We start from the raw sequence: 21,560 nt of genomic DNA, 5'->3' as shown, positions 1-21,560 counted from the left end.
TGCTGTGTGTTCAGCCGTTCAGGGAAGGAGTTCGCGGGGGTAGACGATGGCCGTGGCGCCTTCGATCTCCATGACATCCACCGACGCTCCCACCGGAATCACCAGGCTTTCGTCGAGGGCGCGGGCGGACCATTCCTCGCCGGAGAGTTTGATCAGGCCCTGGGTGGCGGTGACCTCCTGCATGACCTCGGCCCGCCTGCCGATCAGCGCATCACTGCCCTCGCGTGTGAGGGGTTGCTGTGCCATGTGCCGCAGCGCGATGGGACGGACGAGGACGAGACCCGCTGCCGCTGCTACCCCGAAGGCGACGAGCTGGCCGAGAGCGCCGATGCCCACACCGGCGACTACGGCGGCCACCAACGCGGCGCCCGCCAGCAGCCCGAAGACCAGTGTCAGGGTGAAGAACTCCGCGGCACCCAGCACCCCGGCGGCGAGCAGCCATACGAACCACGGCATCGAATCGCCCTCCTTACAGAGGCCTTCTCCACCAAGTTACCTTCCGTAACGCCGGACAGAACCGACACGGAAGCCGAGGTTCTTGGTCGTTGAAGGACCGGCCCTGACCGGCATGGATACCTGCGGGCAGTAGAACGGCCGCGCCGGCGGTGCCACGCTGCGTCATGGCTCCTCGGACCGACGGATAAGGTCCACACCACCGTCACACGCGGCCTTGCGGCATAGCCATCGGGACCAGCACCCATTTTCGCCGGTACCCGACACCCACTCTCCGGCACACCCCTGCCGACTGTGCCGACGACGCCTCCGTCGGTTAGGCGGTGCCTGGGGATGTGTCTGTGGATCACAGGGGTCTGGTCGGCCAGTCGAGGAGGCGGGCGCCGATGACCGCGGTCTGCAGGGTGTAGCGGTGGCTCGGGTCGGTGGGGTCGGTGCCGGTCAGGGTGTGGATGCGTTCCAGGTGGTAGGTCAGGGCCCGTACGCTCAGCGACAGTCGGCGGGCGGTTTCGGCGGCCACGCAGCCGGTGTCGAAGTAGGCGGTCAGCGTGTCGAGGAGGGGCTGGGCTCCGCCGCGGGCTTGCTCCAGCGGGCTGAGGGTGCTGTGTACGAGGTCCATCAGGGCCTGCCGGTCGCGGGCGAGGACGGGGAAGACCAGCAGGTCGGCGGCGTGCAGCAGCGGGTCGTCGAGGCCCATGCGCTGGGCGACGTCGAGGGCGTTGAGGGCTTCTTCGTAGCTGTGCCCGATGCCGACGGCGCCGGGCCGGGGGCGGCCGATGGCGACTTGGCCGCCGTCGGTGGCGGCGTGGGCATGCTTGGCGAAGTGGGTCAGGACGTCGCCTTGGTCGCCGGGGGCTATGCAGACCATCCGGCCGTCCTTGGTGGTGAACAGGATCCGGCGGTTCTCGAAGCGGCCGAAGAGGGCGTCCTGCACCTGGCGGGGGACGGGGTCGGTCTCGTCGTACTTGGCGGGGCCTTCGGCGACGGCGACGGCGTGGGCGTGCGACAAGCGCAGCCCGAACTGTTCGGCGCGTGCGGAAAGGTGGCCGGGGTCGCCCCGGCCGTGGAGCAGGTTGTCGATGAACTCGCGTCTGGCTGCCTCTTCTTGCCGTATGACCCGGCGCTGGGCGCGCTCGTATCCGTCGGCGAAGGCGTCCACGGCCTGCTCGATGATGGACAGGACGCTGTCCGGGGCGGCTGCGGTGGGCCAGCTGGTGCGACTGGCCGCGAGATGTTCCCGCACCAGCACCCGCCATCCGTGGCCCGACGCCGCGGCTCTCGCGCCCAGTACGCGGCGGGAGCGCAGTTCGTCGCGAGTGAGGCGGCGGCCGGTGGCGGAGGCTTCCGCCAGGATCTGGACGTAGCCGTCGAGGAACTCACCAGGCGTGTCGTGCACGGTCACATGCCCCTCCTGTGAGTTGCCCGGGGCGGCGGGTCCTTGCTGCTGCTCTGCCGGCCTTCACCGGCTCCGGTGGGCCGCGCGGCCGGAGTGGCGTCGCCTCACTCCGGACCGGTGGTCAGACGTTGGCGTGTGCGGAGTCGGCCCGCTCGGCGTCGGCTGAGGCGGAGGCTGGCGCGGTGGGCCGGCGGGTGAGGCGGCGGGCCAGCGGCTCGGTGTAGCGGGCGGTGAGCGGGCCAACGATGACGAGGATCAGGACGTAGGCGGTGGCAAGTGGCCCGATGCGGGGCTCGACGCCGACGGCGAGGCCGGCGATGACGATGGAGAACTCGCCCCGGGCGACCAGAGTTCCGCCCGCCCGCCAGCGGCCAGCACCCTGGACCCCGGCGCGGCGTGCGGCGTACCAGCCGGTGGCGACCTTGGTGAGGGCGGTGACGACGGCGAGGAGCAGGGCGGGGATGAGGACGGGCGGGATGTCGGCGGGGTCGGTGGACAGGCCGAAGAAGACGAAGAAGACGGCGGCGAACAGGTCCCGCAGCGGAGTGAGGAGGTTGCTGGCGCCCTCGGCGACCTCGCCGGACAGGGCGATGCCGACGAGGAAGGCGCCGACGGCCGCCGAGACCTGGAGTTCCTGGGCGATGCCTGCGACGAGGAGGGTCAGGCCGAGCACGACCAGCAGGAGCATTTCCGCGCTGTCGGAGGAGACCGCGCGGCTGATCAGCCGTCCGTGGCGCAGTGCGACGTAGAGGACGGCGCCGACCGTGCCCAGGGAGATCAGCAGGGTGACGGCGCCGCCCGCCAGGCTGACGCCTGCGAGCAGGGCGGTGAGGATCGGCAGGTAGAGCGCCATGGCGAGGTCCTCGATGACGAGCACGCCGAGCACGACGGGGGTTTCGCGGTTGCCGAGCCGGCGCAGGTCACCGAGAACCTTGGCGATGACGCCGGAGGAGGAGATCCAGGTGACACCGGCCAGCGCGACAGCGGCCACCGGCCCCCAGCCCAGGACCAGTGCCGCGACAGCACCGGGTATCGCGTTGAGGGCGAAGTCGACCGCGCCGGAGGGGTACTGGGTCTTGAGGTTGGTGACGAGTTCGGAGGCGCTGTACTCCAGGCCGAGCAGGAGCAGCAGCAGGATGACGCCGATCTCGGCACCGGTCGCGGTGAACTCCTCGCTGGCCTGCAGGGGAAGGATGCCGCCGTGGCCGAAGGCGAGCCCGGCCAGGAGGTAGAGGGGTATGGGTGAGAAGCCCACCCGTCCGGCGAGGCGGCCCAGCAGGCCCAGGGCGAGAATGATCGCCCCGAGTTCGATGAGCATGGCGGTGGTGTTGTGCACGGGCGTCGGTCCTCCGGTTCGGTGACGGCGTCTGTGCCTTCTCGGCAACGGGCGGCGAGCGGGCGCTGCCGGTGAGGCCGGCAAGGCTGGGCGGGCGTACGGAAACGCTCGGTCAGGCCGGGTGAGGCAAGACCGGGTCGGTGTCAGCGTGCGCGTGGGCAACTGGCCAAGGGCAGCGGGCGGTGGGCTCCAGGTGGCCTCGGCCCGCCTGCCCGTGGGCCGGGCCGCCATGGGCCGGCCGGGCAGCAATGCGTAGGGAAATCCGGGTGTGTGCGGTCGCCCGGGAGATCAAATGCTGGGAACGGCAGTACCCGGTTCAGGAACGTTGTCACGGGCCGTGTTGTCGATGCGCACAGGCCGATCCATGTCACGTCCCCCCATCGCACCCGGATCCGGCAAGCACCGGAATGCAGTCCCTACAGAATGAGCAATCAGCCGCTCAATAGAGCGCTAAGACTCGGTAAAGAGCTTACCGCACGACGAATCACGCATAAGCATCATTCAATTATGTACAGGGAGGAAAGCGCCCCGGATTGCGGCAATTCGCGAGCGGTGCGGCGTCATTCGGTCCGTGCCGCAGTGGTGGGTTCGGGCTCGGGGGCGCCGTGTTCGCCGAGCCAGCGGGCGAGTTTGCCGCGTCGGCCAATCGCACGGAGCCGACGTTCTGCGGCTTCCCGGGTTTGGGGGGTGGTGATGAGCAGGAGTTCGTCGTCGACGTGCAGCACGGTGTCGCGGTCGGGAACGAGGGTGGTGCCGTCGCGGACGATCAGGGTGATGACGGTCGGGGTCGGCAGCCGGAGTTCGAAGACGGCGACGCCGTGCAGCCGGGAGCCCTGCGGAATCGTGGCGGTGAGCAGGTCGGCGTCCAGTACGTCGAGGGGTGCGGTCTCGACCTGGATTTCCCGCAGCGCGCCCGGGCGGGTCAGGCCCAGGCGCCGGGCGACGACGGGCAGGGTGGGGCCCTGGATGAGGGTGAACAGGACCACGAGGACGAACACGATGTTGAGTACGTCGCGGGCGCCGGTGACTCCGGCGACGATGGGGAAGGTGGCGAGCACGATGGGGACCGCGCCGCGCAGGCCGGCCCAGGAGATGAACGCCTGCTCGCGCCACGAGATGCCCCGGAAGGGCAGCAGGCAGGCCAGGACGGAGACCGGGCGGGCGGCCAGCAGCAGGACCAGGCCGACGACGAGGGCCGGGAGGACCGCAGAGGGCAGTTCGCTGGGGTCGACGAGCAGGCCCAGCATGACGAACAGGCCGATCTGGGCCAGCCAGCCGGCGCCCTCGGCGAACGATCGGGTGGCTGCGCGGTGGGGAAGCTTGGCGTTGCCCAGGACGAGGCCGGACAGGTAGGCGGCGATGATGCCGCTGGCGTTGACCGCTCCGGCGGCGGCGAAGGCGATGATGCCGAAGCCGACCGTGGCCAGCGGGTACAGGCCCGTGGCGGGCAGTGCGATGCGCCGCAGCGCGGCGACGCCCAGGCGGCCGATCAGCACACCCAGCGTGCCGCCGACCGCGAGCTGGTAGAGCAGGTTACCCAGGAGGGGTGCGGGGCCGGGCAGGTCGGTGGTGGCGGTGGCGAAGGCCAGGACGAGGATGATGGTGGGGGCGTCGTTGAAGCCGGACTCGGCCTCCACCAATGCGGTCACTTTCTGTGGCAGCGGCAGCGCGCGCAGGACGGCGAAGACGGCGGCGGCGTCGGTGGAGGAGACGATCGCCCCCAGCAGCAGCGCCAGGTGCCAGTCCATGCCCAGCAGCCAGTGCGCACCGGCGGCGGTCACCACGACCGAGACGGCCACACCGGCGGTGGCGAGCACGGCGGCGGGGGTGAGCAGGCGCTTGACGTCGCTCCACTGGGTGGTCAGGCCGCCCTCGACGAGGATGACTGCCAGGGCGGCGGTGCCCAGGGCCTGGGCGAGCTGGGCGTCGTCGAACTGCAGGCCGAGACCGTCCTCGCCGGCGATGACGCCGACCGCGAGGAACAGCAGCAGACTGGGCAGGCCGATGCGGTCGGCGGTGCGGGCAGCGGCGATGCTGGCCAGCAGCACCGTGCCACCGATCAGCAGCGTCAGGTACAGCTCGGACAAGGTCATCGATCGGTCCTCGTGGCAGCGGCAGCCGCCCGGCGGTCACAGGGGTCAGGGCGGGGGCGGTGGGTTGCGGTGCCTGCGCACGTCTCGATCCGGGTCGAACAGTTCCCCGGCGATCCCGGCCAGGACCAGGCCCGTGGCGATGAGCAGTCCCTGTGCCAAGGCGATGCCGGTGCCCAGCACGGCCAGGGCGAGGGCGAGCAGCAGCCATGCCCGCGTGTGCCGGTACTCGCGTGGCCGGCAGGGGCGGCCGGCCCCGAGGGCGCGGGCGAACCGGGGATCCTCACGGTGCAGGCGGGACTCGATCTCGCCGAGCCGCTTGTCATCCGATCCGGCCATGACCTCCTCCTCCCGGCGCGGGGCGGTGGGCAGGCGTCGCGGTGAGCGGTGCGGTCCATCTGGTCTCCTTGCGGGGTCGGGGCATCACGATCACACCAGAGCGAAGTAGCGCAGCCACACATACGCGGCCGCGATGGTGACGGTGACGGCGGTGACGATGAGTCCGTAGCGGCTGAACTGCCAGAACGAGATGTGGTGCCCTTCCCGCTCGGCGATGCCGATGACGACGACGTTGGCCGAGGAGGCGATGATCGTGGCGTTTCCGCCGAGGTCCGCGCCGAGCGCGAAGGCCCACCACAGCATCCCGGCCTCCTCAGGCCCGCCGGCCGAGGCCACGATCTCCGAGACGATCGGGCTCACCGACGCCACGAAGGGGATGTTGTCGATGACCGCGGAGGGCACGACGGAGCCGAACACCAGGGCCATCGCCGTCCCCTGCAGATTGCCGCCGGTCGCGTCGGCCGCCGCCTTTCCCAGGTCGCCGATCACTCCGGTCTGCACCATCGCGCCGACCATGACGAACAGTCCGGTGAAGAACGCCAGGGTCTCCCACTCCACGTCCTTGACCACATCACCCGGGGCGAGCCGGGAGACGCCGAGCAGCAGCAGCCCCCCACTGATGGCCACCACCGACGGCTCCAGATGCAGCACGGTGTGCAGCACGAAGCAGGCCATAACGGCGCTGATCACCACGCCGCTGACGATGAGCAGCCGGACGTCCTTAATGGCCTCCCGCGGGTTCAGCTCCATAACGGACGCGGCGCGCTCTGGGTCGTAGCGGAACGCGTTCCGGAACATCACCCGGCTCATCAGAACGAACACGATCATCAGCACGACGACGATCGGCGTCATGTGGATCAGGAAGTCGTTGAAGGACAGGTCCGCACGGGAGCCGATCATGATGTTGGGCGGGTCCCCGATGAGGGTGGCAGCTCCGCCGATGTTGCAGGCCATCACCTCGGCGATGAGATACGGGACCACGGGCAGCCCCAGCCGTCGGCAGACCAGGATCGTCACCGGCGCGATCAGCAGCACGGTGGTGACGTTGTCCAGCCAGGCGGACAGGAACCCCGTCGCCACGGTCAGCAGCACCATCAGCCGGTACGGTCTTCCACGGGCCCGGCGCGCCGCCCAGATCGCGATGAACTCAAAAATCCCGGTCCGTTTCAGCACGGCGACGATCAGCATCATGCCCAGCAGCAGGAAGATGACGTTCCAATCGATGCCCGCGTGTTCGGAGAAGAACGCGTGCTCGGCGTCGGTCGCCCCGATCAGCAGCATCACCACCGCGCCGCCCAGCGCGGCAGCTACCCGGTGCACCCACTCCGTCGCGATCAGCACGTAGACGGCGGCGAACACCGCCACCGCCATCCATGCCGTGACGCTCACCGCGCCCCCTCCCGCACGCCGCACCGGCCAGTCCCGGCCGTGTCGGCACCCGCAAGGCGGCGCACCCACACGGCTGCCGCGCGGCGCAACCGCAGCGCCAGCAGGACCGGGCCGGAGACCGCCTTGGTGTGACCATGCCGCTTTGGCACTGCGTACATTGGGGCCGGGCTCCTCTCGTGATCCGACAGACCCGCCCCCCCTGTGCCGCCCGCCCGACACCGCAGCCCGCACCCCTGCTCGCGGAAGGCGGAAACCACAGGCCAACATGGCTGTGCGGCCGTCGGGCACTGAGGGCGCCAGCCGACGTACGCCGTGAGTGGTCGCGCTGCCACAGACGGTCAAGGGGGCCGGGGATGGTGGATTGGCTCCACCCTCACCCGCCCACGGAGGCGCACACCATCGGGTCTGGCACCCAAATACGGGCGGGTCAGACCTGTAGAAGGTGACGCGGAATGGGTGCCAGACCCGATGGACGCCCGCCGATCCAGCGACCACGCTGGAGCAGACGAGCGCCCCGGGCGCCGGCAGCCTTCAGCGGCAGGCCGGCCCACCGTTCACGGTCACGGAGGCGATAGTGGGAGCGAGGACCACGTCAGGAAGGCGGTACGCGGTGCCCTTGTTCTGGAGGATCTTCCTGCTCAACGCCGTGGTGCTCGTCACCGCCACCGCGCTGCTGCTGGGCCCGGTCACCGTGTCGACACCCGTCCTGCTCACTGAGGCCGCGATCCTCACCGTCGGCCTGGCCGCGATGCTCATCGCCAACGCCCTGCTGCTGCGCATCGGCCTGGCCCCGCTGCAACGCCTCGCCCGCGCCATGACCACCACCGACCTGCTGCGCCCCGGCGCCCGCCCGGCTGTCGGCGGTCACGGCGAGGTCGCCGAACTGATCACCACGTTCAACACCATGCTCGACCGGCTGGAAGCCGAACGCGCCACCAGCGCCGCCCGCGCCCTGACCGCGCAGGAATCCGAGCGTCACCGCATCGCCCAGGAACTCCACGACGAGATCGGCCAGACCCTCACCGCCGTCCTGCTCGACCTCAAACGCGTCGCCGGCCAGGCCCCCGAGCCGGTTCGCGAGCAGCTGCACCAGGTGCAGGAGACCACCCGCGCCAGCCTGGACGAGATCCGCCGCATCGCCCGCCGCCTGCGCCCCGGCGTGCTGGAGGAACTCGGCCTGACCAGCGCCCTGAAATCACTCGCCACCGAGTTCACCGGCCCCTCCCTGTCCGTACGCCACCACATCGCGGCCGACCTGCCGCCCCTGGGCGAGAACGCCGAACTCGTCCTCTATCGCGTCTGCCAGGAGAGCTTGACCAACACCGCCCGCCACGCCGACGCCACCCGCGTCGACCTCACCCTGGAGCGGATGCCGCACGCCGTGGAACTGCGCGTGCGCGACAACGGCCGCGGCATCGACGGCGCGGCCGAAGGAGCCGGCATCCGCGGCATGCGCGAACGCGCCCTGCTCATCGGCGCCGACCTCACCCTCGCCCCCGTACCAGACGGCGGCACCGAAGTGCGCCTGACCGTCCCCACCCCCCACCGGAGTCAGTGACCATGACCGAGGCGACGCCCACCCGCATCCTGCTCGCCGACGACCATCACCTGGTCCGCCGCGGAGTGCGCCTCATCCTCGACAGCGAACCCGACCTCACCGTGGTCGCTGAAGCAGGTGACGGCGCCGAGGCCATCGAGGCCGCCCGCACCCACCACCCGGCCCTGGCGATCCTCGACATCGCCATGCCCCGCCTGACCGGCCTGCAGGCCGCCCGCGAACTCTCCCGCACCCAGCCCGAGCTGCGCATCCTCATGCTGACCATGTATGACAACGAGCAGTACTTCTTCGAGGCCCTGGCCGCCGGCGCCTCGGGCTACGTCCTCAAATCCGTCGCCGACCGCGATCTCGTCGAAGCCTGCCGCGCCACCATGCGGGGCGAGCCCTTCCTCTACCCCGGCGCCGTCAACGCCCTCATCCGCAACTACCTCGACCGCGTCCGGGAAGGACAGTCCCTGCCCGCCAGGGCCATCACCGACCGGGAGGAGGAGATCCTCAAACTCGTCGCCGAAGGCCATACCTCACAGGAGATCGCCGACCTCCTCGTCATCAGCGTCAAGACCGTCGAACGCCACCGAGCGAACCTGCTGCAGAAACTCGGCCTCAAAGACCGCCTCGAACTCACCCGCTATGCCATCCGCGTCGGCCTGATCGAACCCTGACTCCACACCCGACGCCCCCCGGCACAGGACATGAGACAGACACGCCCCGTCCCGGTCCGGAAGGCCCGCCTCGTAACCGCGCGAGCAGTGCCCTGTGCCAGTTCGGCGGGCACTTCACCCCGCCCTCTTCCGTTCCACGCGGACCTCACGGTCGACTGGTGTCGCCTTCTACAGACACCATTCGCTCATGCTGATCGCAATCGCTGCCCTGGGCATCACGGTCTTCTGCCTCACTCTCTGGTGCTCGGTCACCGTTGCCCGGATGCAGGGCATACCCGCCTGGCGCAGATACCTCCCCCTGTTCCTGTTCCTGATCGCAGGCGGCGCGAGCCTCCTGCGGGCCTTCGGCATACCCGAGATAGCGAACGCCGTCGCCTTCCCCTTCAACCTGGCGGCCATCCTGCTCTCACTGCGCGAGATCCGCGCCCAACGGGCCAGAAGCCTAGTGAGTCTCCCCGCCGGCTGAGCCCTTCCACGTATCAGAGTCGCAAAGGCATGCGGGGCGGCCCGCGGAACACGACCGCTCGACGCTCCTGCGCCAAGCCGCCGAGAACGGCGAACAACGTCCACGAACCAGGAACGCGGGACGGCTTCGACAACCACGCTGTGGCTGATGGAGACCACGGATGCAGCATGAACAGCCGCATGCACCGAGTCCACGCCTCGACGTGGCAGAAGCGTCTCGGGCAGCCTGCCGAAGCCCTGCAACGCGCGACGGTTATCAACGACTTCATTGGGAGGTGTGCAAGCTGAAGTTGCTGGTCACAGGGCTGGTGTGCGTGGGCATCGGGATGCTCGTGCCAGTCGCTGCCAGGTGACTTTAGTGAAGATCGTCGGTCATCGGGCGACTCCGCGGTTCGTGAGGACCAGCAAGGCCCTGACCAGGGCGGTCACCCAGGCGGGGTCGGTGCGCACCTTGCCGAGGACGCGCCAGTTCTTGAGGTGGGCAAAGCCGTGCTCGACGGGTGCCCGGGCGGCCGCCAGTGCCGTGTTGGACAGCTTCTGGCCTCGCGTCAGGGGCCGGTTCCGGGCGGCCTTGTAATCGCAGGCGTGACACCCCGGAATCGAACAGGTCGGCGACACAGCAGCCGTGACGCACGGGATACCTTGCCCCTCCCGCCAAGATCCTTAACAGCAGCCCTAGCCCGAAAACGCCAGCGAACTCCCCGCCCAAAAGAACGGGAAGCCCCACTTGCCTGCCTGCGCCGGTCAACCGGCCATGGCTGCCACGACCAGCGCAACAGCCGCACCGCACAGCAGCACCACAAGCGGCCATGCCACCAGCCAGCCGCGCCCGGTACGCCTGCGCCACAGCACCAGCCACAGCGCACACGCCGCCACGAACACGACCGTCACACCGCTCAGCTCGCCCTCCCGCCACGCCACCCGCACAGCGCCAGGGTTAGCACCCCATACAAGGAGCGCGACGAGGACGCCCACAGTCAGCGCGCACACCGCTTCCAGCAGCCTGCTCATACGGTGCCCTTCTTCTCCGGCGTCTCCGTCAGGTCGGTGCGCGGCCGGAACGGACGGCTTGACCTCGACGGTCTCCGTCTTGCGGCCTTCTGCGTCTGTTCCTGCATCCCCCGCGCCCTCCCGCGTTCTCACGGCGTGTCGACCTGCTGACGGATCGTAGGCGGGGGCCGGTCGTAGGCGCAGCCGAACCCGCCATCCCGGCAGGAGCCGGGCCCGCCCGATGATCTACACCATGGTCATCGGCCGCCGACCGGCACGAGTATCCAACTCGCCATTCACACCAGACCTGTGACCTGCGACTTCACGATGCACACCGCTCATTCCTTGAGCCCGCGGCAGAGGACGGGAGGTCGCCAACACAGCTGGCAGCCCAGACCACACCGCCGACTTCCAGACAGGACCCATGCCATCAACAAGTCGTCATCTCTGCCGAGTTATGGCAATGAGCTGAAGAGGCGCGCATGCAAAGCTCTGCAGCATGGGGTGGAGTTTCAAGCTGCACGGGGGAATCGCAGCCGGGCTGAGTGCCTTTCTGCTGCTTCTCTCCGCGCTGACGTGGCTGCCGGGGGCCCTGCCGCTGGTGGAGTCGGCATGGCCGACGGTGGCGGTCGTGCTGCTTCTGTTCCCGATCTTTGCGGCTGCCCTGCTGCGCGTACTCCTGACGCGAGCGGACCGCCACTCGGTATGGCTCGCATTCCGGTGCCTGCCCTGCGCGGTGCAGGGTGCTCTGGGCGGCCTGGTCGTCTCGGGCGTCGTGGTGCTCCTGGTCAGCATGGCCGGTGCGGGGAACCTGCAGTCAGCGGAGATCAGGGACGGCCGGTACTTCGTTCTCGACACGACTCCCTACGAACGCGGGAGGATCGAGGTGTCGCAGAGCCAGTACGTGACCGTCCTCGAAAGCGATCAGCGCAGCATGCTTGCCATCCCCAGCTTCCTCTTCGCTGCAGCCGCCTATCTCGCCCTGGCAGCGGGAGAGTTGCGCCGGGCGGATGAGGGGCCCGGGACGTGACAGCCGGTGCGGGAACAATCCGGACCGGTCGCGGGCGATCCAGGGCAGAGACCACCGTATGACCGGATCCTGACCTGCCAAGACGACACAACTCCAGCCGGACGACCCGCTTGCCCACGCACACGGGGTGTCGCTGACAGGCGACCGGAACACTGACCAGGAGGTCACGGACGACATGGTCCTCTTCCCGCAGCCGACGCGAGCGGTCGCCCAGCCGGGACACATGATCGTGTGCGGTGACGACGCACTCGCCGAGCGGCTGGCCGCCGAGCTCACGACGGTGTACCGGGAGCGCGTCACGCTCGTCGTCCCGACCGGGCACCGGACCAGCCCCACCGGGCCGGCACGTGCCGCGACAATGTTAGGCCGGGTACAGGCCGTCGTGAACCGTACGGCCGGCTCTGCGACCGATGGGGCTTCGGACGCTCCCCATGTGCTCGAGGTGCCCGAACTCACCGAGGCCGTCCTGGCCGAGGCGGGTGTATACGAGGCCGCCGCGCTGGCGCTGGTCCATGACGACGACGAGACCAACATCCGCGCCGCGCTGGCCGCCCGCCGCCTCAACCCCCGACTGCGCCTGGTCATCCGGCTCTACAACCGCAAGCTCGGCCAGCACCTGGAGGAACTCCTCGACCAGGCCGCCGCCCTCGCCGTCCCCGGCCTGGACCCAGAGGCCCTGGACTCCTCCACCACCGTCCTGTCGGACGCGGACACCGCCGCCCCCGCCCTCGCGGCCACCGCCGTCGCCGGCACCAGCAAGGTCATCCAGGCCGACGGGCTGCTGCTGCGCGCCGTCGAGCGCACTCCGCCCGGCCACGGCGAGACGGCCAGGCCGGGCCTGTGCACGCTCGCGCTACTGTCCTCGACCACCAACGACCCCGCAGGCGCGGAAGGGTCGGACGCCAGCGGCCGAGAAGGACCCATGCTGCTGCCCGACGACAACACCGTGGCCACGAGCCCGGGCCACGGCACCGTGGTCCTGGAAACGGTCACGCACTCAGCAGCCACGCCCCCGCCGAGGAGACTGGCCGGGCGCGGGGCTCCGCTCGGGTCCTTGTTCTCACGCCGCCTGCGCTGGTCCCTGGCCGGGCTCATGGCCTGCGTGCTGGCCCTGGCCGTCGCGACCTGGCTGACCAGCGAGCAGAAGCATCCGCTGCACGCCGCCTATCTCACCCTGCTCGACCTCTTCGCGATCAACGATCCGGCGATCGGCGAACCCACCACCCGCCAAGTGCTCCAGCTCCTCGCCGGACTCGCCGGTCTGCTACTCCTTCCCGTACTGCTCGCGGCCGTCCTGGAGGCTCTCGGCACCTTCCGCACCGCCGCCGCGCTGCGCCGCCCGCCCCGCGGTCTGTCCGGCCACGTCGTCCTGCTCGGCCTCGGCAAGATCGGCACCCGCGTGCTCACACGGCTGAACGAGCTCGGCATCCCCGTGGTGTGCGTCGAGGAGGACCCCGAAGCGCGCGGCATCCCACTCGCCCGCCGCCTGCGCGTGCCCACCATCCTCGGCGACGTCACCCAGGAAGGCGTCCTGGAAGCCGCCAAGGTCCACCGCGCGCACGCCCTGCTCGCCCTCACCAGCATCGACACCACGAACCTGGAAGCCGCCCTGTACGCACGCTCCGTCAACCCCGACCTACGGGTGGCGCTGCGGCTGTACGACGACGAGTTCGCCGCTGCCGTCCACCGCACCCTGCGCGCCGCCCATCCCCGCGCCCTCACCCGCAGCCGCAGCGTCTCCAACCTCGCCGCACCCGCCTTCGCCGGAGCCATGATGGGCCGCCAGATCCTCGGAGCCATCCCCGTCGAACGCCGCATGCTCGTCTTCGCCGCTCTCAACGTCGCCGGGCACTCTCACCTCGAAGGGCGCACGATCGCCGAATCATTCCGTGCCGGCGCCTGGCGCGTCATCGCCCTGGACACCACAGAACCGGACGACCGGCTCCCCGACCTCGCCGCCACCCCAGCCCACGACAGCGCCGACCGCCCCGCCGGACTCATATGGGACCTCCACCCCGGCTACGTCCTGCACCCCCAGGACCGCGTAGTCCTCGCCGCCACCCGACAGGGCCTGGCCGAACTCCTCGGCCGACAGCCTCAGCTCCGAGCGCGGACGTCAGACGGGTAGCGCAGCATCGACGAGAGGCAGAGGCCGCCGGCCACCGCCGTCCCGGCCTGAGTAACACTCGCAAGCGGCGCCGTCCGCAAGCTCCGGGCGGCGCCTCGAGCTCGGCAACCGGTCCGTCGACATGTTCGCCCGCGTCCAGTCGAGCCAGGCCAAGGACTACGTCCGCGAGTTCAATGCCGCCCTTGCCCCATGGCGGCGCGAGCGGTCTGTCCGCGAGTTCGTCCACCGAACCCGCAAGGAGCTCGGCGTCGCGGCGTGACGGCCTGCTCTCTCCATTAACCGCCGGACGGGCGGAGCGGGATGACGTTGCCGGGGGCAGGTTGGTCCTGGGGATCGGGTTGCCGGAGGATGAGGACGGCTGCCGCGAGGGCCATCTGCTCCGCTCGATGCCGGGACTTGGCCTCGGCGGCCCGGGAGTCCTTGAGAACTTCCTTCAGGCGGACAACCTCTTTGCGAAGCCGCCTCTCAACTTCCGGCGTCTGGTGCGTTTCCGTACGCACCCGCGCGTAGAACTCCTCCTTGAGGTCGGCGTGGCGCTTTTGCAGCGCCATGCGGTGAACACCGGCCTCTGCGGCGAGCGCGACCACCGTGAGGCTGCCGTTGGAGCGGGTGGGCTGGCCGGCCAAGAGGCGGTCCATGGCTGTGCGGATGCGGGAGCGTTCGTCCTCGTGCTGCTGGTTCATGCGATGGCCTCCTCGGTGGACTGAGCGGCGGAGTCGTGGGCGTCGGCAAGAGCGCGGAAGCGGTCGGCTGTTCGGCGAAACCGGTCGCCCAGGGGCTGAGGCACGAGGGCTGCCTTCGCGTCGAGACGTTCAGCGTGCTCTCGTGCCGCCTGCGCGTGACTGTCGGTGCGGATCGCGTTGCCGCAGCCGAGCTGGCAGGCGAACTGATTGGGCGCCGTCGCCCCGGGATCCGGATCGCACAGGGCCGTGTCGCGCTTGAAGGCGCAGATAAGGAACGAGTCCGGGTTGTCGAACAGCGCGAGGCCGTCGCGCGCGAGGAACTTGGCGGCGACCTTCGGGGTGGTCAAGGCGCCTTCGATGCTGGGGACCGAGGTTGCTCCGATGAGAGCCCGTCGAGCGGCGGGACCAGAGATCTTCTCGCCGGCCGCAGCGGCGTCGCGCAGCCGTGCTGCGGTCTGCGCCGCGGCGAGAGCGGTCTCGACGTCGAGCTCCCCGTGGAACCCCCGGCGACCGCGATTGCCGTAGCCGGTGGAGGTGCGGGCGTCCAGGGCGGTGCGCATGTGTCCGTACTGAATGGCAAGAGCGACAAGACCGCCGGGGCGGCGGGCGATGTGCCAAGCCAAAGTTCTGCGCAGGCGACTCAGTCCAAGGTTGCCGTGCGGGTCCTCCGGAACCATCTGGGCGTCCAGGCCCTGGGCGGTGGCCTCCTGGTTGATCCACGACACGAGGTTCTCGACGCGGCGGTCCAGGGTGCCCCGCTTCAGCGCACCGTGGTGGTTGCGCTGGGAGACGACATCGTGGTGGGCGGAGCTGAACAACAGCTCGCCCTTGGGGACGATGCGCTCCAGAACCCGGATGGCGTTCACGACGGGGGTGATCGCGACCCAGGGGACGGCGCGCTCCTCACCAGCGGAGATGTGGTGGCCGTCAGAGTCGCGGACGTTCTTGTAGTGGTGGGCTCGGATCAGATGCCGTGGCATGGAGCCGTCGGGGTTCGGTTGCGGGTCCGGGCAGCAGCCGGACCGAAGCGACCGCGCCTCCTGGGGGCGCATCCCGGTCAAATACAAGATCACGATGGTGGCGGCGGTGGCCAGGTGACGTACCAGAATCGGCGTCTCCTCGTAGTCCATGAACTCGCGCCAGGGCCGCCCCTCGATCCGGCCCGTCACCGGCACCTGCATCGGGCTGGGGCCGGGCCGCCGGGCGGCGAGCGCACGGAGCCCGCGCCGAGTAGCGAAGTCGTGGACCTGGTTCCAGCTGGCTCCCGTGACCGCCGCGACGTAGTGATGGGCCAGGGTGATGCCGTGCTTTCGGCTCACGGTGGCGGGCAGGAGAGCCCCGGAATCGACCAGCGGCTGCAGGTAGTTCTTGACGGCCGCCAGACCCCCTCGGGTGCTCGGGGTGGCCGTCACCCGGGCGTGCATGCGGCGGCGCTCGGCCCAGGCGGCCAGGATGTCGTCGGAGAAGTCCTCGACCAGGCGGATCGACCACGTCAGCAAGGGACCGATCACCGTCGGGTCCAGTGGCTCCGTTTTGTTCTCCCCGCCCGCCTCCCCCTTCGCGGCCGGCAGGTAGTCGTCGATGCCCTCGCTCTCCCAGGGCGGCTGCGTAATACCGCAGGGGCTGACGGACAGCTGGTCGAAGGCCCACAGGTCCGAGAGCCAGCGCAGAACCGTCAGGGCATGATCGCGCGTGCAGCCGCTGGTGCGCACGGCGGCGTACGCCTTCCAGTGCTCCACGGTGCAGTCGCTGAGCTGGGGCACGCCTTGCCGGTCGAGCCAGCGCGCGAACTTCATCCACTGCAGGATGTTGTCGCGCATGTTGATCACGCCGTCGCGTCCCCGGTTCTGAAAGCCCCGTTCCTGTACGTAGGTGGGGCGTAGCTCGCCGTTGATCAGGACCCAGATGAGGCGCCTGAACTCGCTCCGCAGGGAGGCGGGGCACCTCTTCATATTGATCTTGTGGATGCTGTCCCCGGGATTGTCGGTCAGCGGTCCCATCGACCAGACGTCTTCGCTGTAGCGGGAGTTGGGGTGGGTGTTGCCGGCGCTGATCCACCGGTCCAGGACCACCGGGCTCTCCAGCCCCGGGAGGGGAAGGATGTAGGGATCGGCCTCGAGGGTCAGAGCTGTCGTCACGGGGCGAGGTCTCCCTTGAGCAGGTGGTCGACGATCATTTGGTCGCGGTCGGTGATCCGAGCCAGAGCGGCGTCCCAGGTGCTCTCGTTGACCTTTATCCGCAGGTCATCGAGTCGCTGGAGATGTTCGTCCCATCGCTTGCGCCAGAGCTTCTCGGGCCAGCTGGAGCGAAGCGATATCAACTGGCGGCGTAGGAGCGCGAGGCGCGGGTGGTGGCCGGTGTGGACCCGGGAGTTCTCGCAGGACAGGCAGAGCAGGAAGTCGGCACCGCAGCCGCCGCTCGGGGCAGGCCAGGGACTGGTCTCCTCGTCCGAGCAGTCCGCGGTCGCGGTCTCCTGGTGGGTCGCGTCGGCCGCGTCCGAGAGGCGCCCCTTGAAGGTGTAGTCGCGGGCCTGTTCGTGGGCTTCCTCCGCGCCGGCCGCAATCACGTCCACGGCGGCTTGCTGGACGTTCTCGTCGGGCAGGACGTAGACGCTCTCGTGGGTGCCACGTTTGTGCTGCAGGGGCTTGCCCGTTGTGGTGACGGTGGTTCTGCGGGCGCGTTGGAAGGGCGAGCCGATCTTGTGAGAGCTCGCCCATACTCGTGCATCGGCCTTGGACACCCCGAAGCACAGCGGGCCGACGTTCCGGGGCCGGTCCAGATTGGAGTCCACGTCAGTACGGCGCCGGTTGCGGGCGACCATCAGCAGGTCGTGTCCCGGTGACAGCGCGGCGGCCAAGGTTCGCCCGGGTTCCGTGGCTTCCAGGGCCTGGGTGATGAGCCGGCCCGGCGAGTCCGCACCGGAGTCGGTGTAGTTCTCCGTGTCGAACCAGCGCCCCTCGCCCGAGCGGCGCTTCTCCACCAGGACCTCGTAGGTGACCGTGGCGGTCTCTCCCGCGGACGGGGTCGTGACGGGCACGTGCAGACGGTCGAAGACCGACAGATTCCAGCCGTAGCGGTCCGTCATCATCACGGCCAGGGCCGTCAGTTCCGACCGGCTCAGGAACAGCCGGCCCGTCGTCTTCCCGCGGTTCTTTCCGCGCAGCAGCCCTTCGGCTCGGGTGTAGACCTTCCCGCTTTTGTCCGGGTATCCGGGCAGTTCGCCCGTGGCGGCGATGTGTTCGAGGGCCGCCTCGATCCTCCAGTCACGGCTGTCCGGGTCCAGTGCACCCGCCCGGTAGCGGGCGAGCCACGTGGTGTTCTCCCGGATCCGCAGCAGCGCGGCCCGGAACTGCCGTTCGGCGGCCAGCAGCACCTGATCGCGCTCCGACGGCCGGTAGGACTGCTTGGACGGCTTGCCCTTCTTCGGAACGGGGCGGGCCAGTTCCTCCGCAGCCAGGCCCTGCGCCAGCCGCGGCTCGCGTTTCAGCAGCGTGCGCATCTTGCCCAGGGCCTCGCGCCCGCCGGGCGTGTCCTTGTGGTTGTTGCGCCAGAGCCGGAGCGTGGCGGAGGTGAGGTCGCCCAGGTCCTCGGCCGGCTGGCCCTGGTCCTTGAGGAACCGGGCGAAGACCTCGATGGATCGCCAATATGACTCACCGCTCGCGTGGCTGTTCCACGCCATGGACTGCGCGGCGAACGCTCGCGCAAGGGAGCAGCGCATCGGCTGCGGCACGGCGATCGCGGCGAAATCGAAGACGCGCTCGAAGCCTTCCTTATTCACCACGGTGGCCTGCAGTCCGTCGGCGGCTATCCGCTCGGTTGCCTGGAAGTCCGGCGGCGGCAGGACGGCTTTGCGTCCCCGCCCGCTCACGATGCCGCCGCGATGGGCAGGGCGTCGACGAGCAGCTCAATGTCCTGGATCCCGGAGGTTTCCCGGGCCAGCTGGGCGAACAGGCCGTTCAGATCCTTCGTCCGGTCCGTCTCACCGTGCTCGTCCTCGGTGTCGAAGGCGAGGATCGACTCCAGCTGCATGTGCATGACCGGGTTGAGGTAGTGCTCCTTCGTCGTTTCGACGTCCCGGTGCCCCAACAAGGTCTTCACCAGCCACCACGGGTCGCCGTAGAGCTGAGCGAAGTCGCGTCGGTCCGCGGCGGTCAGCCCGTACTTCTTGTCCATGAGCTCGTTCAGCACGATCAGCATGTAGAGCGCCATGGAGTGCCGCGCGGCATGCGGGCTCGCGTACGGGGCCTTCCCCCGTACCGCAGCCGACCTCAGAGGGCGCGGGATCTCTCGCTCCTCCGGCGTCAACAGAGCTTCCTCGCACCGCTGATTGGCCTGCCAGAACACCGTGTTCCATCGGTCCGGCAGCATCGGCATGCCCTGCTCGGTCAACCACAGCCACGTCGGCTCCAGGCCGTGTGGCCCCTCGACGAACAGCCACTGCCGCTCGCGCCAGTCCAGCAGGGTCAACTCCCGCCGGCCTGCCACCCCGGCCCGGTCCACCCAGTGCACGACGGGAGCCCGGCCGTGCGTCACGTTCGTGACCAGCTGCATCAGCGGCAGCTTCTCGTAACGGCCCTCCTGCTGGGCACGCTGGATAGCCCACGTCCGCTCGGACTCGCTGTAGGCACCGAGCTGGCGCACCGACTCGACCGAGGTGTAGTACGTGCGGTCACGCTTCGACCGCGACAGCGCGCTGGCCACCTGGCCATGGCAGTAACGTCCAGACCGCAGGCGCCGGGTCGGCACCTCGAACGTCAGCATCGCCCCGGCTTCCTGCCGCCGCAGGCCCGAGCTGAGCGCCAACCCCACGAACGAGGTGTTCCGCAGTTCGGTTCGTCCGTCCCAGCCGGGCAACGGTGACCCGTCGCGGCCAAGTCCTCGCAGCCCCAGGTCCTGCCACAGACCCCAGGTCCGCGGCGTCAGCCACGACACCCGAGAGCTACGCGCGCTTGCCTCCCGGTCCGCGCGACGCCCCACGTCCAACGGGAGAAGACTCACCTTGGCCCATTTGTAGAGCTGGGTCAGCGCAGCTGCCTCCCGGTTCCACTTCGCCCCGCCGACTCGCTGCGGATTCAACGGCGAATCGACGCGGAATTCCTTGTACGCCCGCAAGTCCGCGTCGGTCGCCGCCCGCCAGTGAACGCCCCGCCGCCAAAGCCACGACAGCAGCAGACGGATATCCGTCGCATAATTCCGACGTGATTCTCTCTCCAGGTCGCGAAAATCGGGCCAGAGAGCGAACTGCAACAATTCTGCGTCCACGACGAAATCAGGCCGTACAAAGACCGGATCGCCCGGCCGAAGCCCCACCGCGTCCAAGGCGGTTGGCAGGTCGCGGACCCCCAGCACCCCCTCCTCCGGCAGCGGCCCCCACCGCTCCGGATCCGGCACGAACACCAGCCACCACTCGTCCATCTGCCACCCCTGCGAGCCCCTTGAACATACTCAATCATCAGGGAAACACAGGTGTGGCCTGTCCCGGCTCGACCCGATGGCGTACGGCCATGAGGTACGGCACGGCGACGGCCGCCGCGAGCCCCACCGCCGTACCGGCGCAGAACAGCACGGCGTCCAGGGCGACGGCCGCGTCGGTGCCGATCCAGTCCCGTCCCACCGAGAGCGTGGCGCCGCCGACCGCGACGAGCGCCATCGCCAGGCAGCCGTAGAACGGGACCGTCGCCGGGTCCAGGACGTGGGCGCGGGCCTGGTCGCGGTGGTGCCGCCAGTGCAGGGCGCGGGCGGCGAGGAGGGCGAGCAGCAGCGCCAGGGAGAGCGCCCAGACGGCGGCGCACGCCGGACGCAGCCCCGGAACGCCTGCGGGCAGCGCGGCGCCCGCCGTCGCCACCACGGCGGTGCCCATGACCGTGGCGTACCAGTTCGGTCCGAGGTGACGGACGGCGGCGGCACGGGGACGTGGCTGTGGGCGCGCGTCATACGGGGGCGCGGCTGCCAGGGTCGGGGCTGCGGTGACCATGCCTCCACCGTCCCGCCCCGCCACGCCCCCTACCAGGGACGATGGCTCTATGGGGGCATAAGCTGGCCTTATGACCAGCGACGAGACGACGCACGAACCCCTCGGGGACAGGCCGGGCGGCTCGATCGCGCACCGGGTCCCCGACCTCGGCGCACTGGAACTGCTGCTGGCCGTCGCCCGGCTCGGCAGTCTCGGAGCGGCCGCCCGCGAACTGGGCATCACCCAGCCCGCCGCGAGCAGCCGCGTCCGCTCCATGGAACGCCAGCTCGGCGTGGCCCTCGTGGACCGTTCGCCGCGTGGCTCCCGGCTCACCGACGCCGGAGCGCTGGTCACCGACTGGGCGCGGCGGATCGTCGAGGCGGCGGCGGCCTTCGACGCGGGCGCGCAGGCCCTGCGCGACCGCCGCGACTCACGGCTGCGGGTCGCGGCGAGCATGACCATCGCCGAGTACCTGCTGCCCGGCTGGCTCCTCGCCCTGCGCGCGCAACGGCCGGACACGGCGGTGTCGCTGCTCGCCGGCAACTCCACGGCGGTCGCCGAACGGCTGCTGTCCGGGGAGGCCGACCTCGGCTTCGTCGAAGGGCTCCATGTGCCGGCGGGCCTCGACTCGACGGTCATCGCCCACGACCGGCTGATCGTCGTCGCCGCGCCGGCGCATCCGTGGGCACGGCGCCGACGGGCCGTGTCCGCGCGGGAACTGGCCTCGACACCGCTGATCCTCCGGGAGGAGGGCTCCGGCACGCGCCAGGTCCTCGACGCCGCCCTCGGCGGGCTGGCCCGCCCCCTGATCGAGCTGTCCTCCACGACGGCGGTGAAGGCGGCGGCGGTCAGCGGCGCCGGGCCGGCGGTCCTGAGCGAGCTGGCGGTGGGGGAGGAACTGGGCCTGCGACGCCTGGTGTCCGTCCCCGTCGACGAAGTCCGCCTGGCCCGGGACCTCCGAGCGGTCTGGCCCACCGGCCACCGCCCGACGGGCCCGGCGCGAGACCTGCTGTCGCTGACCCGGGGTTAGGGCGCGCCGGGCGGGGCTCCGCCCCCATACCCCTGCCAGGGGGCTCCCGCCCCTGACC

General features: G+C 70.1%; 20 protein-coding genes and 1 pseudogene. 7 read left to right on the top strand and 14 right to left on the bottom strand.

Translation table 11 applies throughout. The features are described 5' to 3' along the window. Nucleotides 1–18: 18 nt before the first annotated feature. From P1P75_RS14040 to P1P75_RS14010, 7 genes are all read right to left on the bottom strand, one after another. Complete coding sequence (locus P1P75_RS14040; RefSeq protein ID WP_319255127.1) at nucleotides 19–456, bottom strand: NfeD family protein; 438 nt, start codon at nucleotides 454–456, stop codon at nucleotides 19–21. Nucleotides 457–799: 343 nt separating this feature from the next. After that, the gene (locus P1P75_RS14035) at nucleotides 800–1,855 is read right to left on the bottom strand and encodes a helix-turn-helix domain-containing protein (protein WP_319071836.1); all 1,056 of its coding nucleotides are present in this window, start codon (nucleotides 1,853–1,855) and stop codon (nucleotides 800–802) included. Between the two features lie 115 nt (nucleotides 1,856–1,970). Then, the gene (locus tag P1P75_RS14030; RefSeq protein WP_319071838.1) at nucleotides 1,971–3,185 is read right to left on the bottom strand and encodes a cation:proton antiporter; all 1,215 of its coding nucleotides are present in this window, start codon (nucleotides 3,183–3,185) and stop codon (nucleotides 1,971–1,973) included. Between the two features lie 560 nt (nucleotides 3,186–3,745). Then, nucleotides 3,746–5,278, bottom strand: coding sequence for a potassium/proton antiporter (locus P1P75_RS14025; protein ID WP_319071840.1), 1,533 nt, complete (start codon nucleotides 5,276–5,278; stop codon nucleotides 3,746–3,748). A gap of 45 nt (nucleotides 5,279–5,323) precedes the next feature. Further along, a complete protein-coding gene (locus tag P1P75_RS14020) occupies nucleotides 5,324–5,614 on the bottom strand; it encodes a DUF3040 domain-containing protein (RefSeq protein ID WP_319071842.1) in 291 nt (96 codons plus the stop codon). A gap of 90 nt (nucleotides 5,615–5,704) precedes the next feature. After that, complete coding sequence (locus P1P75_RS14015; protein ID WP_319255124.1) at nucleotides 5,705–7,003, bottom strand: ArsB/NhaD family transporter; 1,299 nt, start codon at nucleotides 7,001–7,003, stop codon at nucleotides 5,705–5,707. Continuing rightward, nucleotides 7,000–7,161, bottom strand: coding sequence for a hypothetical protein (locus P1P75_RS14010; RefSeq protein WP_319071846.1), 162 nt, complete (start codon nucleotides 7,159–7,161; stop codon nucleotides 7,000–7,002). Before P1P75_RS14010 ends, P1P75_RS14015 begins: the two co-directional genes overlap by 4 nt. A 452-nt stretch (nucleotides 7,162–7,613) precedes the next feature. On the opposite strand from P1P75_RS14010, the gene P1P75_RS14005 reads away from it, so the two are divergent. The 3 genes from P1P75_RS14005 to P1P75_RS13995 all read left to right on the top strand — a co-directional run bounded on the left by P1P75_RS14005 (nucleotide 7,614) and on the right by P1P75_RS13995 (nucleotide 9,689). Further along, nucleotides 7,614–8,561 carry a HAMP domain-containing sensor histidine kinase gene (locus P1P75_RS14005; RefSeq protein WP_319071848.1) on the top strand — a complete coding sequence of 316 codons (948 nt, stop codon included), beginning with the start codon at nucleotides 7,614–7,616 and terminating at the stop codon, nucleotides 8,559–8,561. A gap of 2 nt (nucleotides 8,562–8,563) precedes the next feature. Beyond that, the gene (locus tag P1P75_RS14000) at nucleotides 8,564–9,223 is read left to right on the top strand and encodes a response regulator transcription factor (protein ID WP_319071849.1); all 660 of its coding nucleotides are present in this window, start codon (nucleotides 8,564–8,566) and stop codon (nucleotides 9,221–9,223) included. A gap of 187 nt (nucleotides 9,224–9,410) precedes the next feature. Further along, nucleotides 9,411–9,689 (top strand): hypothetical protein, encoded by a 279-nt coding sequence (locus P1P75_RS13995; RefSeq protein ID WP_319071850.1) that lies wholly within the window; start codon nucleotides 9,411–9,413, stop codon nucleotides 9,687–9,689. 371 nt (nucleotides 9,690–10,060) lie between these two features. On the opposite strand, the gene P1P75_RS13990 is transcribed toward P1P75_RS13995, so the two are convergent. Further along, nucleotides 10,061–10,306 (bottom strand): transposase family protein, encoded by a 246-nt coding sequence (locus tag P1P75_RS13990; RefSeq protein WP_319071851.1) that lies wholly within the window; start codon nucleotides 10,304–10,306, stop codon nucleotides 10,061–10,063. 126 nt (nucleotides 10,307–10,432) lie between these two features. Further along, on the bottom strand, nucleotides 10,433–10,699 hold the full coding sequence (locus P1P75_RS13985) for a hypothetical protein (RefSeq protein WP_048579544.1): 267 nt from the start codon (nucleotides 10,697–10,699) through the stop codon (nucleotides 10,433–10,435). 478 nt (nucleotides 10,700–11,177) lie between these two features. On the opposite strand from P1P75_RS13985, the gene P1P75_RS13980 reads away from it, so the two are divergent. The 3 genes from P1P75_RS13980 (at nucleotide 11,178) to P1P75_RS13970 (ending at nucleotide 14,095) form a co-directional block, all read left to right on the top strand. Beyond that, nucleotides 11,178–11,708 (top strand): hypothetical protein, encoded by a 531-nt coding sequence (locus P1P75_RS13980; RefSeq protein WP_319071853.1) that lies wholly within the window; start codon nucleotides 11,178–11,180, stop codon nucleotides 11,706–11,708. A gap of 223 nt (nucleotides 11,709–11,931) precedes the next feature. Beyond that, nucleotides 11,932–13,836 carry an NAD-binding protein gene (locus P1P75_RS13975; protein ID WP_319071933.1) on the top strand — a complete coding sequence of 635 codons (1,905 nt, stop codon included), beginning with the start codon at nucleotides 11,932–11,934 and terminating at the stop codon, nucleotides 13,834–13,836. Between the two features lie 121 nt (nucleotides 13,837–13,957). Then, complete coding sequence (locus P1P75_RS13970) at nucleotides 13,958–14,095, top strand: hypothetical protein (RefSeq protein WP_319255120.1); 138 nt, start codon at nucleotides 13,958–13,960, stop codon at nucleotides 14,093–14,095. A 16-nt stretch (nucleotides 14,096–14,111) separates the two neighbouring features. Here P1P75_RS13970 and P1P75_RS13965 read toward each other — a convergent pair whose 3' ends face one another. From P1P75_RS13965 to P1P75_RS13945, 5 genes and pseudogenes are all read right to left on the bottom strand, one after another. Beyond that, nucleotides 14,112–14,519 (bottom strand): hypothetical protein, encoded by a 408-nt coding sequence (locus P1P75_RS13965; protein ID WP_319071854.1) that lies wholly within the window; start codon nucleotides 14,517–14,519, stop codon nucleotides 14,112–14,114. After that, on the bottom strand, nucleotides 14,516–16,657 hold the full coding sequence (locus tag P1P75_RS13960; protein WP_319255118.1) for an integrase: 2,142 nt from the start codon (nucleotides 16,655–16,657) through the stop codon (nucleotides 14,516–14,518). Before P1P75_RS13960 ends, P1P75_RS13965 begins: the two co-directional genes overlap by 4 nt. Further along, entirely contained in the window at nucleotides 16,654–18,387 is a 1,734-nt protein-coding gene (locus tag P1P75_RS13955) for a hypothetical protein (RefSeq protein ID WP_319255116.1), read from the bottom strand. The genes P1P75_RS13960 and P1P75_RS13955 overlap by 4 nt, the downstream gene beginning before the upstream one ends. Next, entirely contained in the window at nucleotides 18,384–19,934 is a 1,551-nt protein-coding gene (locus tag P1P75_RS13950) for an integrase (protein ID WP_319255114.1), read from the bottom strand. The genes P1P75_RS13955 and P1P75_RS13950 overlap by 4 nt, the downstream gene beginning before the upstream one ends. A 43-nt stretch (nucleotides 19,935–19,977) precedes the next feature. Next, nucleotides 19,978–20,493, bottom strand: a pseudogene (locus P1P75_RS13945) (C4-dicarboxylate ABC transporter); the annotation flags it as partial. A gap of 70 nt (nucleotides 20,494–20,563) precedes the next feature. Between P1P75_RS13945 and P1P75_RS13940 the strand changes: the two are divergent. Continuing rightward, nucleotides 20,564–21,502: a LysR family transcriptional regulator gene (locus tag P1P75_RS13940; protein ID WP_319255112.1), complete on the top strand. Its 939-nt coding sequence runs from the start codon at nucleotides 20,564–20,566 to the stop codon at nucleotides 21,500–21,502. Nucleotides 21,503–21,560 lie beyond the last annotated feature (58 nt).

This window comes from Streptomyces sp. ID05-39B, from assembly GCF_033794725.1.
GTDB lineage: Bacteria > Actinomycetota > Actinomycetes > Streptomycetales > Streptomycetaceae > Streptomyces > Streptomyces bobili.
Note: the sequence above shows the minus strand (reverse complement) of the source record. Positions and strands in the feature narration are given on the sequence as shown.